This window comes from Microcystis sp. LE19-8.1F (assembly GCF_027531715.1).
In the GTDB taxonomy this organism is placed as follows: domain Bacteria; phylum Cyanobacteriota; class Cyanobacteriia; order Cyanobacteriales; family Microcystaceae; genus Microcystis; species Microcystis wesenbergii_A.
Window position 1 is genome coordinate 1 of sequence record NZ_JAPZSO010000152.1, and the last position, 15,081, is coordinate 15,081.

The window sequence follows — 15,081 nt, forward strand, 5'->3', positions numbered from 1 at the left end:
GCAAAAGTCAAAAGGGAAGAAAAATATGTGTACCTCACTAGCTTATAGCGGTGTGCAGTCGTATTAGGTACAGTGTCACAAGCTATAAACCATGCTAGGCAAAGCTTGGTCTGTATCTCACTCAAGCGCTTACCGCTATAGAGTTAAATTGCTATAAATTATTTTATTCATAGATAAAAAGCTATAAAAGTCATCGGCAAAAACAGCGACATCTTTGTCTGGATTGCCCTGTATTATCTGTTCAAGAAGCCCCCATTAAGCCTAACTGTTAATAGGGTGAATTAGATTCCATAGGTGTCAACCACTGGGAGATAGTTTCTAGTTTTTGACGGATTTGATCGAGATGATCCTGCACGGGTTGCAGGAAAGTTTCGTACTGTTGTACCTGAGTTTTTAAGCGCAATAATGCCAGATTAGCATCGTGCCATTGTCGCTCCTGTTCCTCAAATTCACGAGTTTTTTGCTCTAAATCCGACCATTGACCGTCAATACTATCTCTGGTTTTTTGTAAATCCTCTTGTAGTCGCTTGATTTCTGCTGCTAAGCGTTGACTTTCTTCGAGATTATTTTGATAATCATCAGCCAACAGAATTAACACTGGTTCAAAACTACATTTTTGGGCATCTTCTGGGGATAAAATTCCCTGTCTCCGTTGCATAATTTTCAGGTGTTGAGAGCGAATAGCTTGCCTTTCCCGAAGATTACGTCTTTGTCCAACTAAAGTTTCCGTCAGCATTCCTTTTCTTTCCTGTTCCTCGGCTAATTCTTCCGCGAAATTGGCTCGCTCAGATTCATCTATTCTGGCCATTCTTGCTTCTAATTCTTCCACGGTTTGGGATTGGAGAGTTAATTCTTCCTCTTGGTCGTTGACAAAAATTTCCAAGCGATCGAGGTCTGTTTGTAAATTGTTAACTAAGCTCTCCAATTCTTCTAAAGGCATTTTTTCAAGAGCTTCTAGATCGATTTTACCATCAAAATCTAGGTCTTGCCCTTGGGCGAGACGAAGAAGCATTTGTCGGTTAGAATCAGTGGTTTGTAGGGTGAGGTTAAGGTGTTCGAATAATTCCTGTTTTTGACTCAGAATAGTTTCTTGTATTTGCAATTGTACTTTAGCTGTTTCCAAAGCACTGCGACTCATCTGTAATTCCCTAGAGCTTTGTTCGAGATGATTGAGCATTTGTTCGTTGGCGACCTGACGATCTTCTATCGCTTTTTTCTGCTCCTCTAAACTCTGCCAACAACTATTTAAAATTGTCTGTTGTCCCTGCACGGATTCAAGAGTGGAATGGAGAATTGGTGAGGGAGAATTGCCCTGGTCGTGATTATTAGCTAAACGTTCCGCTAGGGAGCGAATAAATTGTTCTTGTTCTGGGGAAAGATTGGGGGAGGAGTTGAAATTTATTTGTCCTTCTTCCAGGTTTCGCTGTTGCTCCTTTAATTGTTGTTTTAGCGTTTCCAGTTCTTGTCTTTGGTGATCTAAATACTGGAATTCTGCCTCTATTTGCTCAATTTGCTCAATTCTTGCCTCCATTTCCATTTTCTGGCGGTTGAGAATCTCGCTTTGATAGGTGAGGGATTGTTTCCACTGCTCGATTTTCTCTTGATCTTCCTTGCTGCGCTCCATCAAACGGGAAATCTTTTGCAGTTGCCGCACCATCTCCGCTCCCGCTAATTCTGGGTTTCCTTGCAGTTGACGATTATTGCTCAAATTCACCAAGAGAAGCGCGCCTTCACCCCTGGAGTTAGTTTCATCGTAGGTTAGGGTATCGTTCCCCGGTATGGCACTCCACGTCTGATCGTTATGCTGACAAGCCAATAGTTTCAATTCGATTTTGTAACCGCCGATAAAACCTTTAGTCTGTTTTTTTACTTCTGCAAGGTATAGCACGAGTAGTAGTCCTCTATCATAAAAGTTTTTGTAATTGGTTTTAGAGAGACTTGGCGCTCAAGACTAGGAGCAGCCCCTCCATGGTTTTAGTCTACCCATCTGATCCCTAAAAATTTTTAGTTTCTGTCATTTGAGATAGTTTCTCTTTTTGATACATACATTTGTTCTCAATTTTCCCTTTTACCCAGAAGAAATTTTTTGAAGATTTTTCAGGGCAAACTTACTGTCCTAGTCTCAAAAAAATCGCCAGTCAAGCTCATCAATCGGCTCGTGTTTTCTGCCTCTTTTCTCCTCTGGCTGAAGTTTGAATCAGCTGACCACCCATCTAAATGATCGGTTAAGACACCATGAAAGCCAGAAGCAAGGCGAAGAAGCTAGGAATTTTGTCCTGAAAATTGCCCAGTACAGTTTGAATGCAGTCAAGCTTACTGAAAAATATGTTATGGCGCTTTTCACGTTACTGAGGTATCGACAAGTTTTGCTAACAAAGGGTTTAAGCCCCTTGCCTATGCCTCATTCTGATGAAAACTGCTATAGTGCTTTTCACGTTACTGAGGTATCGACAAGTTTTGCTAACAAAGGGTTTAAGCCCCTTGCCCATGCCTCATTCTGATGAAAACTGCTATACAATTAGCTTATCATATCCATTGTTAGTGACAAGAGGAGGGAATAAGTTCTCCTGGACTAAAAGAAATAGCGTCTGGTGGGGGAGATTCCGAGAAATTATGCAAGGAAGCTTAAATGAGATTGACACTCGCAGTATCTTACCATTGATTGAATTAGGACAAAGAACAGGAGAACTATTAATTGAAGCCTCCGCCCTTGCCTGTGCAGGGAGAGGATGGTTCTTGTTTTTTGTCAACGGTCAAATTGCCAACGGGAGCGAGTCCGGCACTCTTCCCCTCACCCGTTGGCAAGATTATTTATATCCCGACAGAATCAAAGTTAGAGAAGAACTAGGGGACGATAACCGGAGAGAAATCATCAATATCCCTGAATACGCCTATCTATGGCAATTAATAGCCAAGAATAGCTTAACTCCCCAGCGAGGTCGAGAAATTTTGACGGCGATGATTCTCGAAACCCTTTTCGATTTGTTTAGTTTACCAAAAGGTGACTTTAGCTTTAGTTGGGGGACGGCGATCGCTCTTCCTCTCCTAACCCGAGAAATCAGCCCCTTAATTCCCCAAATTGCCAGACAAAGGCAACAGTGGCCACAATTTTATCCCCAGAGCCAACACCTCAACCAGTTGATCACTCTCAGCCAGCCGGAAGAATTAGAATTGGTTTTGCCGGGCCGAAAGTAATCTCAGTCAATGGGCTAAACGCCGCCTCACCCTAGGGCAACTATCGCGCTATTTAAAGCGAGAACCGATAACAATTGCCCGCAATCTTTATCCCTACGCCCAAAGGGGCTGGTTGCGTCTGGTGGATAACCTGAGAACTTCTGGGGGAGATAGCCAGGGAAAACTAATCCCCTCACCTCGGATTCTGTTCATCGATGACGATCCCAGCATTCGTGAAAAAGTCGGGATTATTTGCGAAAATTATAACTATTCCTGTAGTATTTTGGGTGATAACCTAGAATATCTCGGTCAAGCTGTAGCGCTCAAACCCGCTCTCATTCTCTGCGCTATCGCCCTGCCCAAACTAGACGGTTATCAACTCTGTCATCTCTGGCGACAAACCAAAACTTTGCGGCATACCCCGATCATTCTGTTAACCAGTCAAGAGGGTCTGCTGGCAAGGGTAAAAGCCAAAATGGTCGGGGCAACCGATTATTTAAGCAAACCTTTCAGCGAAAATGAATTATTACTGCTGCTGGAAAAATACGTTCAGGGGGATAGGGGGGTGGGGAGTGGGGAGACGGGAGAAAAAGCTGACGGAGTAGCGGCTGACGGCTTCAAGATAACTGATAGCTGAAAAAAATTCCTTTGGCTAGTCGTTTTTGACAGTGGAATTGGGAAATATAATATAGAGATGAAGCCCGAAAGGGTCAATCAAGTCCTTGTTTAGAGGGAAAGCCCGTCATAAATTTCAGATTGTTTTGGAGGCAAAAATGGGAGCAATTTCGGAGCATCCGGTCAACGGGAACTATTATCGGGCATATTTAACGCGATGTGCCACTAAAAACGACAGAATCAGGGTTCCAGAGGATACTTTATCTCTGCTAATTTCTGAAAGCCTTGTAAATCAAGACTAAAAATATAGTTGCACATCGCGTTATTTATCTATTGTTGTCCTTGCGATCCTAGCTAGGTAGGGAGTTATGAGTGAAATATTGCTGGTAGAAGACAGCCAAACGCAACGGGAATGGATCTGTGATCTACTCCGCAAGAGCGGCATTAAGGTCACGAGCGCCAAAGATGGGGTAGAAGCACTCGAACATATTCAGAGGGTTAATCCCGATTTAGTCGTCCTCGATATCGTCATGCCCCAGATGAATGGTTATGAGGTGTGTCGTCGTCTCAAGTCGGATCCAAAAACCCAAAATGTCCCGGTGGTCATCTGTTCCTCGAAAGGAGAAGTTTTTGATCGCTATTGGGGCATGAAAATCGGAGCCGATGCCTACATTGTCAAGCCCTTTGAGCCAATTGAGTTCATTGGTACTATTAAACAACTGCTGCGCCGATAAAATTGCCTTCGCCGCGGACAGTCTAGCTATGGTATAGGTCAAGACAGCTAAAAACGCCGCCCGAACCATATAGTTGCAAGAGAACAAAAGCAATGCTTAACAACGCTGATTTTTTTGCCGGTAACGCTCCTCCTCCCGTCGGTGAACTGCACTTGCGATTCTATCTACCCTCTCAGGACGAGTTTGCCCTTAGTGCCGTGGGCATTCGCGAGGTGATGCAGCAACCAATTGATCGCATTACCACCATGCCCAATGCTTCACCCTTGCTCCTCGGCGTGATCAATCTCCGGGGTCAAGTGATCTGGGTGGCGGATCTAGGACAATTTTTGGGGGATAACAAGCGCTTAAACACCGAACGAGCCGAAATTACCGTAATTGCGATCGAAGAACAGGAAACGATACTCGGTTTAGCGGTGGAACGTTTGGGAGATATGGAATGGCTTGACCTAAATAAACTAGGTAGTGCCGCCAGCATTCCCGATCAGATCGCTCCATACGTGCGGGGAGAGTGGATTCTGGGCGAAGAATCCCCAAAAACCTTAAGACTACTCGATCATCTGGCCCTACTCCGTTCTGCCCGTTGGGCGGCTTAAAATCTCAAAAAAGTAGCAGCAGATGATGATGATGATTTATAGCCATTCTTTCGGGAAATTACTAACTACTTCACCACTTTAACTTTACTAGGGGAGAGGCAAATGCCGTCAGGGACAGAATACGCAAAACTCTATGGACAGGCTAACAGCGCCTATTGCCAGGGCAACCTTGAGGATGCCGCCGTGATTATCAAAGACATGATCGCCAAGTATCCCGAGGATGCTAATGTCATCCTTTTACAGGGTCACATTCATCTAGGACTACAACAATACAGCTTGGCCAGGGAACGTTACGAAAAGGTGCTGCAATTGGCTAAAAATTTCCCCACTCGCTCCGATCTGGTGGATTATGCTCGACGGGGTCTTGATCGGATTCGGCAATTGCCTTTTGAAGACGAGGATGAAGATTTTATGATCGCTGCTACGGAAGCCATTGCCTACAGCGAGGCCGACTTCGATCCGGGTCAAGGTTTGAGCAATTCTCGGTCTGGGGAGTCGCAAGCGGCTGACCCCGATTGGCAAAATGAAGGCATGGATGGGGATAGTGATCTTTTCAATGAGGGGGATATCGGCGGGCCGACGGTGGCAGAGTTATCCTCTACCGACACTATAGGGGAAAGCACCTTTGTCATTGACCCGGAACCGACCCACCGACAAGCGGCAAAAACTGGCCGTAATCAGCGCAGAGTCACTCAAAAAAAATACGAGGAGGAGGACACCAGAGATTTTAGGGAACCAAAACGCAATGATGAGGATTTAGACGGTTTTTCCCGAATGGGTGCGACGGGTATGACCCACGGTCTAGGAGATTCAGACCTATTTACCCGTTCGGGAGAGGAAGCTTTAAGTGGTGGTTTGGCCACCGAACCCAGTGAACCCCTTAATGCCAGTTCTGGTGTGGGAGAGCCTAGTTTTAATCCTTCCCGTCCAAACATACCCGACGATAAGAGAGATGGTCATCTCCCCGCCGCTTCCGAGCGCTTGCTCAAGCCAGTGGTGGAAGTCAATCCGGGCAAATTAGCCTTTTTCGTCAATGCTTCTTTAGGCAAAAAGCAACTAATTTTAGCGGCTTTAGCGGGCATTACCCCGGTGGTGTTAATTTTTGCTGTTAGTATCACCTCTTGGCTATCTTCTCTATTTGCTGCCAAACCGGCCCCAAATCGTCAGGAAAAAACCGAAAAAGTTGCCCCGAAACCAGCCCCAGCCAGCCTTTCCCCCTTTAGTCAACTTATCCTTACCAAGATGTTAGTAACGGGTGTGGGAACCTTTGCCGTGACTTGGCTAGGCCTACAGTTGCTAATTAGTCAGATTAAGCGCAGTCTCAACGATCTGCAAAGCCAATTCGATCATCTCTCGGAAGGTAATTTTAACAGTAAAGCGACGATCTACTCGGAAGATGAATTCGGTCAACTGGCCAATCGTTTTAATCAGGTAGCCCGGGTAGTGGTTACTACCACCAGGGCAGCCCAACGCCGCGCCGCCGAAACGGAACGGGAACGGGAAGACCTACAACGGCAAGTGATTCGACTTCTCGATGATGTGGAAGGAGCCGCTAGGGGGGATCTGACAGTGGAAGCCGAGGTAAGCGCCGATGTTTTAGGTGCGGTGGCTGATGCTTTTAATTCGACTATCCAAAACTTGCGCGAAATTGTCCGACAGGTGAAAAAAGCGGCCAAACAGGTGAATCAGGGTACAACCGATAGTGAATCTTTCGCCCGCAATCAGTCCAGCGAAGCCCTGCGGATGGCGGAGGAATTGGCCGCAACCCTTGATTTGGTACAGATGATGACCGACTCAATTCAAAGGGTGGCAGAAAACGCCAGAGAAGCCGAAGAAATCGCCCGCACTTCCTCGATTGCTGCCCTGGAGGGGGATGATTGCGTGGAAAGAACCGGGGCGGGAATTAGGCAAATCCGCGAGACAGTATTGGAAACGGAGCGAAAAGTGAAGCGTTTGGCGGTAGCGGCGCAGGAAATATCGAAAATTGTGGCGGTAATCTCTCAGATTGCCTCGCGGACTAATGTATTGGCTGTTAATGCCTCGATTCAAGAGACGCGAGCAGGAGAGACGGGCCGGGGTTTTGCGATTGTGGCCGATGAGGTGCGTCAGTTAGCCGATAGATCCGCTAAATCTCTTAAGGAAATTGAACAGATAGTTTTGCAAATTCAAGAGGAAACGGCAAAGGTAGTGGAGGCGATGGCGGAGGGGATTCTACAGGTTAAAGATGTCACCGAGCGCTCGGAACAGGCGAAGAAGTCCCTAAAAGATATTATCCAAGTTTCTAACCGTATTGATATGCTGGTGCGCTCAATTACCGCCGATACGGTCAAACAACGGGATAATTCCCTCCATGTCGCCCAAGTTATGCAGTCGGTGGAGTTAACCGCTCAGGAAACTTCCCAAGAATCCCAACGGGTGGCGGGTTCTCTGCAAAAATTGGTTAGTATCTCGCAAGAGCTGCTTTCTTCGGTAGAACGGTTTAAGGTAGACTCGGAGGATAATAAATAATCGGTGAGCGGTAATCAGTGGGTTATTGATTAGCTGCTATCCCTTAGAGTGAGTAAAGTTATGCCTAAACTTAGTCTCTGCATGATTGTCAAAAATGAAGCCGAAAATCTCCGGCGCTGTTTGGATAGCGTGAAAGAGGTGGTGGCTGAGATGATCGTTATGGATACAGGTTCGACCGATGATACGATCGCTATTGCTAAAAGTTACGGTGCCATAGTTCCTAGCTACGATTGGCAGGGTAATTTTTCCGATGCCAGAAATGAGGCTTTAAAATATGTTACTGGCGATTGGATTTTAGTCCTTGATGCTGATGAGGAATTAAATCCGGCTATCGTACCGAAAATGCGTCGAGCAATCGAAAAAGAGGAAAATTTAGTCATTAATTTAATCCGCCATGAAATCGGAGCCGTACAATCACCTTATTCTCTAATTTCCAGGCTATTTCGCCGACATCCTCAAGTCACTTTTACCCGTCCCTATCACTCAATTATTGATGATAATGTGGCCATCTTATTAAAAAAAGAGCCTAATTGGAAAATAGTTGAACTGCCAGAAATTGCTATCTTTCACTACGGTTACACCGTCGATAAAATAGCCAGCTTAGATAAGTTTGCACGGGCAAGAAAAGCGATGGAGGGCTTTTATAAACAACATCCCCACGATCCCTATGTGTGTAGTAAATTGGGAGGGTTATATCTGAAGATTGGCAGGGATAAAGAGGGTTTTAAGCTGCTTAAACATGGTTTAAAATGCCATGGCTCTAATCCGCATATTTTATACGAGTTATATTATCATCTCGCTAATTATTATTATTCAGTGGATGAATTTAAGAAATCAGCCGATCATTTTATCAAAGCAATCGAGCAGCCAATTTTAGATCAATTAAAACTGGGTGCTTATAATAATTTCGGTGGGCTATTATACGAAGCAGAAAACTACGAAACTGCCTTATCTATCTTTGAGAAAACCGTAGAAATTGATCCTAGGTATGCCGATGGTTACTATAATTTAGGACTGGTTCTCAAGCAACTGCACCGGCTACCAGAATCGATTAAAGCTTATAAAAAAGCTCTCAAGTTAAACCCCGATAATCCCGCTATTTACCAAAATCTAGGGGTTGCTTATATAGTTTTCGGTAGTTATAATGAGGCGATCGAGATTTGGCAAAAAGGCCTACAATTATTGAAAGATCAGGGTAATGTCTCTCGCGCTGAAATGCTGCAAGAAACCCTAAAAGCTCTGGGAGCAAGTTGATTGAAGGATGAACAATCCCTATTGAATCATCTTCTTAATCAAGGAGGGTTAATGATGAAATAGCATCGAAAACTTAAAGATAAGGGAGATTCAGTTAACTAAATTTATATTTATCTATTTTTATGCTGTTATACTACCTTCAGGACAACTACCGATTCAGCCTCTAGGAAGGAAAACAATAACTAGGCTAATCTGATCAATCACCATGAAAGTAATTTAATTTGTGAGAATTTATCATAAGTTGGCCAAAATTTATCTGGCCATTGCTTGATCAGCTGGTCAAAAAGGCTTCATAATTCAAGTTCCGCTTTGACAAAATCGGCAGTTTTATAGAGAGAAAACCCCACTTTAGCGGCTATCATCTGCATAGCGCGATTATCCCTTAAAATTTCCCCTTCAATTCCCTCTAATCCTTCCTTTTTGCCAATAGTGACTAAACGCTGTAGTAATTCTGTACCAATACCTTGACCTTGATAGTCATCCCTAACTAATAGGTCAAATTCCGCCACATTAACGCCATGCAGTTTATTTAAGCGTCCTATAGCGATAATTTCTGGCTCTTCCGTCTGATCTTTATTAATCTCTACCACTAAAGTCATTACTCGATCGTAGTCAATAAAACAAATGCGCGTAAGACGATCATAAGCGGTTTGGCGATCGAGATTGACAAGATGAAAATAACGATAATAAATGGTTTCTTCCGAGAGATAATGGTGAAATTGTCGCACTAAAGGCTCATCCGCTGCCCGAATCGGACGAATTAGCACCTTTAAGCCTCTTTTCGTCGTCCAAAGCCCTATATAATGTTCGGGATAGGGACGAATCGCCGGATGAGATAACTTTTCTGGGGGAGTAGTTGGATGATGAAGAAGGATAGAGGCGGAAAGAGCGATTAATTGCTCTGAATCGGCAAAAAAGGGATTAATATCGATAGTTTTAATGCGAGGTTGTTCACTAACCAGGTGGCTAAATCTAACGATTATTTGCTCCAAATTCGCCAAATTAAGCGATTTAATCCCATTTAGTCCCTGAAAAGCCCGATAAATCTTGGTTTTTTCTAAAAGTCGGCGCGCGAGATTAGTATTTAAAGGAGGTAGAGCGGTGGCGTAATCTTGAAAAATATCGACTAAACGGCCACCAGTACCAAAAATTATCACCGGTCCGCACTGATCATCGTAATTAGAGCCGATAATTAACTCATATCCTCGATCGATTTCTAACATCGGTTGAATAATCACCCCGAGAAAATGCTCCCCACCCACTTGTGCGCTAACATTAGCTTCGATCGCCTGATACGCTTGCACCACTGCCATGGGGGAAAAAAGCGGCAATTGTACCCCACCCACCGCGCTTTTATGGATAATCGTCCTCGAATACAGTTTCATCACCACAGGATAACCGAGAGATTCAGCGAGATTAACTGCTTCTGCGGCACTTTGGGCGATTTTAGTGACAATAACAGGGATTCCATAGGCTTTCAGTATATCCAAAGACTCTGGCTCACTGAGAATTGTTCTATCCCCTGCTTGCTCGATAATCTGGCTCACTAAAACTCGATCGGAGCCATTTTCCTGAGAATTGGCTAAAATTGGCGTTTGATAAAGACCGCGCAGATTCTCCTCATATTTCCAGAGCAAATTAAACACCCGGGCTGCCGAATCGGGATAGCGATAGGTGGGGATACCCTGCTGATTTAATAACGCTACTCCCTCTGCAATGCCCTCTCCCCCCATCAAACTTGCTAAAATGGGTTTTTTGCTATTTTGAGCGATTGAGGCGATGCTACGGGCAATTTCTCGCAGATCGGTGTTAAAGCGGGGCGAGAGAATCATCAACACCGCGTCGGTATGTGCATCCGCTAAAGCGATCTCTAGGGCGCGAGCGTAGCTATCGGGATCGCTGCCGCGACGCAGATCGATGGGATTTTGGGGGACGATATCTGCGGGAACAAGAGGCGCTAGTTGCGCGATCGTTGCGGGGGTAAGGGTTGCCAGTTGTCCATCTTCCGCCAGTAAAGCCGAGGCCGCTAAAAGAGCGGGAGCCACACCATTGCTGATGATTGTCAAGCGTTTTCCCCGGGGAAATCGGGGAATTTTCGCTAAAACTTGCGTGATATTCAAGAGATCGGCCAGTCTTTGTACTTCCACGATGCCACAGCGAGCAAAGGCAGCGGAGAGAGTTAGCTGATCGCTGGTCAATTTGCCAGCATGGGAAAGAGAAGTGGGGTCAAAGTCGGTACTGTGGCGACTAATGGCGATAATTGGTTTATTTAGGGCAACTTCTCGGGCCGAGGACAGAAAAGAGCGGGCATTATTGAGGGATTCCAGGTAGATAACGATGCTTTTGGTTTGGGGATCGTCTCCCAAATAATAGAGTAATTCGCCCCAATCCACATCTAAAAGGACTCCGAGAGAGATAAAGTGACTAAAACCGACATTTTCGCTTAAACTCCAATCAAGCACGGCAGCAGCGATCGCACCACTTTGACTAATCAGGGCAATTGAACCGGGTTTCGGCAGGATGGGGGAAAAGGTAGCGTTAAGATTTTGACTGAGATTGCAGATTCCTGAGCTATGGGGACCGATAATGCGTAATTTTTGACCAGCGATCGCTTTAATTTCCCTGAGTAAATTTTCCCCCATCTGGCCGGTTTCCCGAAAACCCGTGGAGAGAATCAGGGCGCATTTAACCTGTTTTTCGACAGATTGGGCGATAATAGCGGGAATTTCGGGAGCGGGGGCGGTGATAATTACCAGATCGAGCGCCGCCTGGATATCCTCTAAACTGCTATAGCTGGGAAGATCGAGCCAGTTTTCGGGGTGAGGATTAACTAGATAAAGACGGTGCTGACCGGGATTATGATAGAGATTATTTAAAAGAGTGCGATCGAGTTGGGGATTTTGGCGATTAAATCCCACCACAGCGATGGTTTTTGGCTCAAAAAAGGCTCTTATGGTTTGATGTTCGCCACCACGAGGCTCTAAGATGGGATTTAACATAATTGACGCTCCCAAGAACTTTAAAAACCCACTCCCACTTCCTACTTCCCACTTCCCACTTCCCACTCTCTATACCTTTCAAACAGGATTTAGTATAAAACATCCCCACCCGATCAACATTTTCCCCAAGAGATCTAGTAAACTAACTGATGCTGTAAATATTTAGAGACAGACGATGGAACTGGAATATCCCGAGGATTTGAGATACCTAGAAACCCACGAATACGTCAGACTCGAAGGTGAAATCGCTACCTTGGGAATTAGTGCTTTTGCCGTCGATCAATTGGGTGATATCGTGTTTCTAGAATTGCCCGAATTGGGAGAGGCACTGGAAGTAGGTAGTAGTTTCGGCACGATTGAATCGGTAAAAGCGGTAGAAGATCTTTATCCTCCCGTCTCGGGAACCGTAGTCGATCGCAATCAAGCGATGATTGACTCCCCCGAATTAATTGCCGATGATCCCCACGGGGAGGGTTGGTTATTAAAAGTGCGGGTAGAAAATCCCGATACTGCCTTGGCTGATACCCTCTCCGCTAGTGAATACCGCGCCCAAGTAGCAGGGGAAAGTTAACTAATATTAACAACACGGAGCCAGACCCTCACACTATCATAATCATAGACAGAATTGAAAATCCAGGAAGCGATCGAGTCTTCCTGATTTTTGTCTCTAAACCGTGCTGAGACGAAATTCTTGCCCGAATCGAGTGAGGTTTCACTATTTACCCAATCTATGCTAAATCCTAATCTCGCGGCGATCGAACTTTCCCAAGAGGAGGTTCAACGCTACTCTCGACACATTATTCTGCCCGAAGTGGGCTTAGAAGGTCAAAAAAAACTAAAAGCCGCCAGTGTTCTCTGCATCGGCACCGGGGGACTCGGTTCCCCGCTTTTACTCTATCTAGCGGCGGCTGGCATCGGTAGAATCGGTATTGTTGACTTCGATATCGTCGATAGTTCCAATCTGCAACGTCAAATTATTCACGGCACTTCTTGGGTAGGCAAACCGAAAATTGTTTCCGCTAAGGACAGAATTCTAGAAATTAACCCCTATTGTCAGGTGGATTTGTACGAAACCCGCATAAGTTCCGAAAATGCCCTTGACATTTTAGCCCCCTATGATGTAGTCATCGACGGGACGGATAATTTCCCCACCCGTTATCTGACTAATGATGCTTGTGTTCTTCTCGACAAACCCAACGTCTATGGCTCAATTTTCCGCTTTGAAGGACAAGCAACCGTTTTTAACTACCAAGGTGGTCCCAACTACCGCGATCTCTATCCCGAACCACCACCACCGGGGATGGTTCCCTCCTGTGCGGAAGGCGGCGTTTTAGGGGTTTTACCCGGAGTAATCGGCACAATTCAAGCCACAGAAGCCATTAAAATTATCCTCGGCGCACCGGATACCCTCAGTGGTCGTTTACTGCTCTACAATGCTTGGGAAATGAAATTCCGCGAGTTAAAATTGCGCCCGAATCCCATCCGTCCCGTCATTGAAAAACTAATTGATTACGAACAATTCTGCGGTATCCCGCAAGCGAAAGCACAAGAAGCAGCAGAACAGCAAAACATGACAGAAATGACCGTAGTAGAGTTAAAAACCCTACTTGACAGCAATGCCGATGATTACATTCTCATCGATGTGCGTAATCCCAACGAGTACCAAATCGCTAAGATTCCCAACTCGGTGTTAATTCCCCTACCCGATATCGAAAATGGTGCGGCAATTCCCAAAATTAAGGAATTAGTCAACGGTTATCGTCTCATCGCCCATTGTAAGATGGGGGGACGTTCCGCTAAAGCCCTCGCTATCCTCAAAGAGGCAGGTATCGAAGGAATTAACGTCAAAGGTGGTATCAGCGCCTGGAGTCGCGAAGTCGATTCCACTGTACCAGAATACTAATTGTGGCTCTTGGGTGTTAGGGGTTGGGGTTTTAGGGTTTTGGGGTATTAGTTGAATTCCCCCATTCCCTATCCCCCCATCTCCCTAGGGTTGATTCAAGGTAGGGTTGATTCAAGGTAGGGTTGATTCAAGGTAGGGTTGATTCATGAATCAACCCTACCCCATTCCCCATTCCCCCATTGCCCGTGAATCTGTTAAGATCAGGGCGAGTTAGCCTTAAAATCTTGGGTGTGAGCAAACAATGAAAAACCATATTAAAAAAATTGCTAGTTGGAGCGCAATCGCTACTATTTCCCTTGGCTTAGTAGAAATGAACCGAACAGCGATCGCATTTGGCAACAATAATCAATTTAGTGCCTGTATCAGTCAGATTGTCCGCACGGGAGTGAGTCCCCAAGATGCCGCCACCGCTTGTTCAGAAGCATTAATTCCTAAAGAATTATCCCGGTGTGTGGTGATGATTAAATCCAAAACTCCGATCGATGGTAATCTGGCTCTGCAAGCTTGTTTTCAAGTGCGTCGTCCCATCGACCTAGGTAATTGTGTGGTCGATATCCATCGCGCTGCCCCCTTGTTTGCCGCTAATTCCCCCAAACAAACGGAAACAGAAACAGCCAAGGAACCCGATAAATTAGGGATTTCTAGACAGATTTTAGATTCCTGTCGTCAAAGTTTATTACCGGGGCGCTTTTCCGAATGCGTTATCGCTGTCAGTCGTGATGTGGACAAAAATAACCCCTCCCAAGCTTTACAAACCTGTTTAAGTGCCGAGGATTTCCCTAGAGATCTATTCCCCAGTTATCCCCAAAATCAAGACCAGAGACTTTAATCAAGATTATTTCCACGAATTTGCCAGGGTCCCTACCCAGACTCGTAGGGGGGTAGGGAAGGAATTAAAACTATGCCTTTAAGTTGGAATGAAATTAAAAATCGCGCCATCGCTTTTCAAAAAGAGTGGGAAGGAGAGACTTCAGAAAAAGCAGAATCTCAGTCTTTTTGGAATGATTTTTTTAATGTCTTTGGCATTTCACGGCGTAGGGTGGCCAGTTTTGAGCAACCGATAAAAAAAGCAGATAATAAACAGGGTTTTATTGATTTACTCTGGAAAGGAACGATTTTAGTTGAGCATAAATCGAAGGGGAAAGATTTAGAAAAGGCCACACAACAGGCTAAGGATTATTTTCCCAATTTAAAGGAACATGAGTTACCGCGTTATATTTTAGTCTCGGATTTTCAACGGTTTAAATTATATGATTTAGATTCGGGCAATCAATGGGAATTTGAATTAAGCAATTTTGTTG

General features: G+C 45.1%; 12 protein-coding genes. 10 read left to right on the forward strand and 2 right to left on the reverse strand.

What is annotated here, in order from left to right:
* Positions 1 to 268 precede the first annotated feature (268 nt).
* Positions 269 to 1,888: a pilus motility taxis protein HmpF gene (gene hmpF / locus O9334_RS15000; RefSeq protein WP_045362192.1), complete on the reverse strand. Its 1,620-nt coding sequence runs from the start codon at positions 1,886 to 1,888 to the stop codon at positions 269 to 271.
* Positions 1,889 to 2,613: 725 nt separating this feature from the next.
* Between hmpF and O9334_RS15005 the strand changes: the two genes are divergently transcribed.
* From O9334_RS15005 to O9334_RS15030, 6 genes are all read left to right on the forward strand, one after another.
* Positions 2,614 to 3,195 carry a DUF4388 domain-containing protein gene (locus O9334_RS15005; RefSeq protein ID WP_190381688.1) on the forward strand — a complete coding sequence of 194 codons (582 nt, stop codon included), beginning with the start codon at positions 2,614 to 2,616 and terminating at the stop codon, positions 3,193 to 3,195.
* 121 nt (positions 3,196 to 3,316) lie between these two features.
* Complete coding sequence (locus tag O9334_RS15010) at positions 3,317 to 3,811, forward strand: response regulator (protein ID WP_288000892.1); 495 nt, start codon at positions 3,317 to 3,319, stop codon at positions 3,809 to 3,811.
* 346 nt (positions 3,812 to 4,157) lie between these two features.
* Entirely contained in the window at positions 4,158 to 4,523 is a 366-nt protein-coding gene (locus O9334_RS15015) for a response regulator transcription factor (RefSeq protein WP_045362189.1), read from the forward strand.
* A 92-nt stretch (positions 4,524 to 4,615) separates the two neighbouring features.
* Positions 4,616 to 5,116 (forward strand): CheW domain-containing protein, encoded by a 501-nt coding sequence (locus O9334_RS15020; protein ID WP_045362187.1) that lies wholly within the window; start codon positions 4,616 to 4,618, stop codon positions 5,114 to 5,116.
* Between the two features lie 102 nt (positions 5,117 to 5,218).
* Positions 5,219 to 7,624 (forward strand): methyl-accepting chemotaxis protein, encoded by a 2,406-nt coding sequence (locus O9334_RS15025; protein ID WP_288000885.1) that lies wholly within the window; start codon positions 5,219 to 5,221, stop codon positions 7,622 to 7,624.
* Between the two features lie 60 nt (positions 7,625 to 7,684).
* Positions 7,685 to 8,878 (forward strand): glycosyltransferase, encoded by a 1,194-nt coding sequence (locus tag O9334_RS15030; RefSeq protein WP_045362181.1) that lies wholly within the window; start codon positions 7,685 to 7,687, stop codon positions 8,876 to 8,878.
* Between the two features lie 290 nt (positions 8,879 to 9,168).
* Here the strand turns inward: O9334_RS15030 and O9334_RS15035 are convergent, their stop codons facing one another.
* Positions 9,169 to 11,877 carry a bifunctional acetate--CoA ligase family protein/GNAT family N-acetyltransferase gene (locus tag O9334_RS15035; protein WP_288000889.1) on the reverse strand — a complete coding sequence of 903 codons (2,709 nt, stop codon included), beginning with the start codon at positions 11,875 to 11,877 and terminating at the stop codon, positions 9,169 to 9,171.
* Between the two features lie 175 nt (positions 11,878 to 12,052).
* On the opposite strand from O9334_RS15035, the gene gcvH reads away from it, so the two are divergent.
* The 4 genes from gcvH to O9334_RS15055 form a co-directional block, all read left to right on the forward strand.
* Positions 12,053 to 12,448 (forward strand): glycine cleavage system protein GcvH, encoded by a 396-nt coding sequence (gene gcvH / locus O9334_RS15040; RefSeq protein WP_002737085.1) that lies wholly within the window; start codon positions 12,053 to 12,055, stop codon positions 12,446 to 12,448.
* Between the two features lie 159 nt (positions 12,449 to 12,607).
* A complete protein-coding gene (gene moeB / locus O9334_RS15045) occupies positions 12,608 to 13,780 on the forward strand; it encodes a molybdopterin-synthase adenylyltransferase MoeB (protein ID WP_045362175.1) in 1,173 nt (390 codons plus the stop codon).
* Between the two features lie 241 nt (positions 13,781 to 14,021).
* Complete coding sequence (locus O9334_RS15050; RefSeq protein ID WP_045362172.1) at positions 14,022 to 14,609, forward strand: hypothetical protein; 588 nt, start codon at positions 14,022 to 14,024, stop codon at positions 14,607 to 14,609.
* A gap of 72 nt (positions 14,610 to 14,681) precedes the next feature.
* The coding region (locus tag O9334_RS15055) for a type IIL restriction-modification enzyme MmeI (protein WP_353737872.1) at positions 14,682 to 15,081 on the forward strand (400 nt) is incomplete at its 3' end.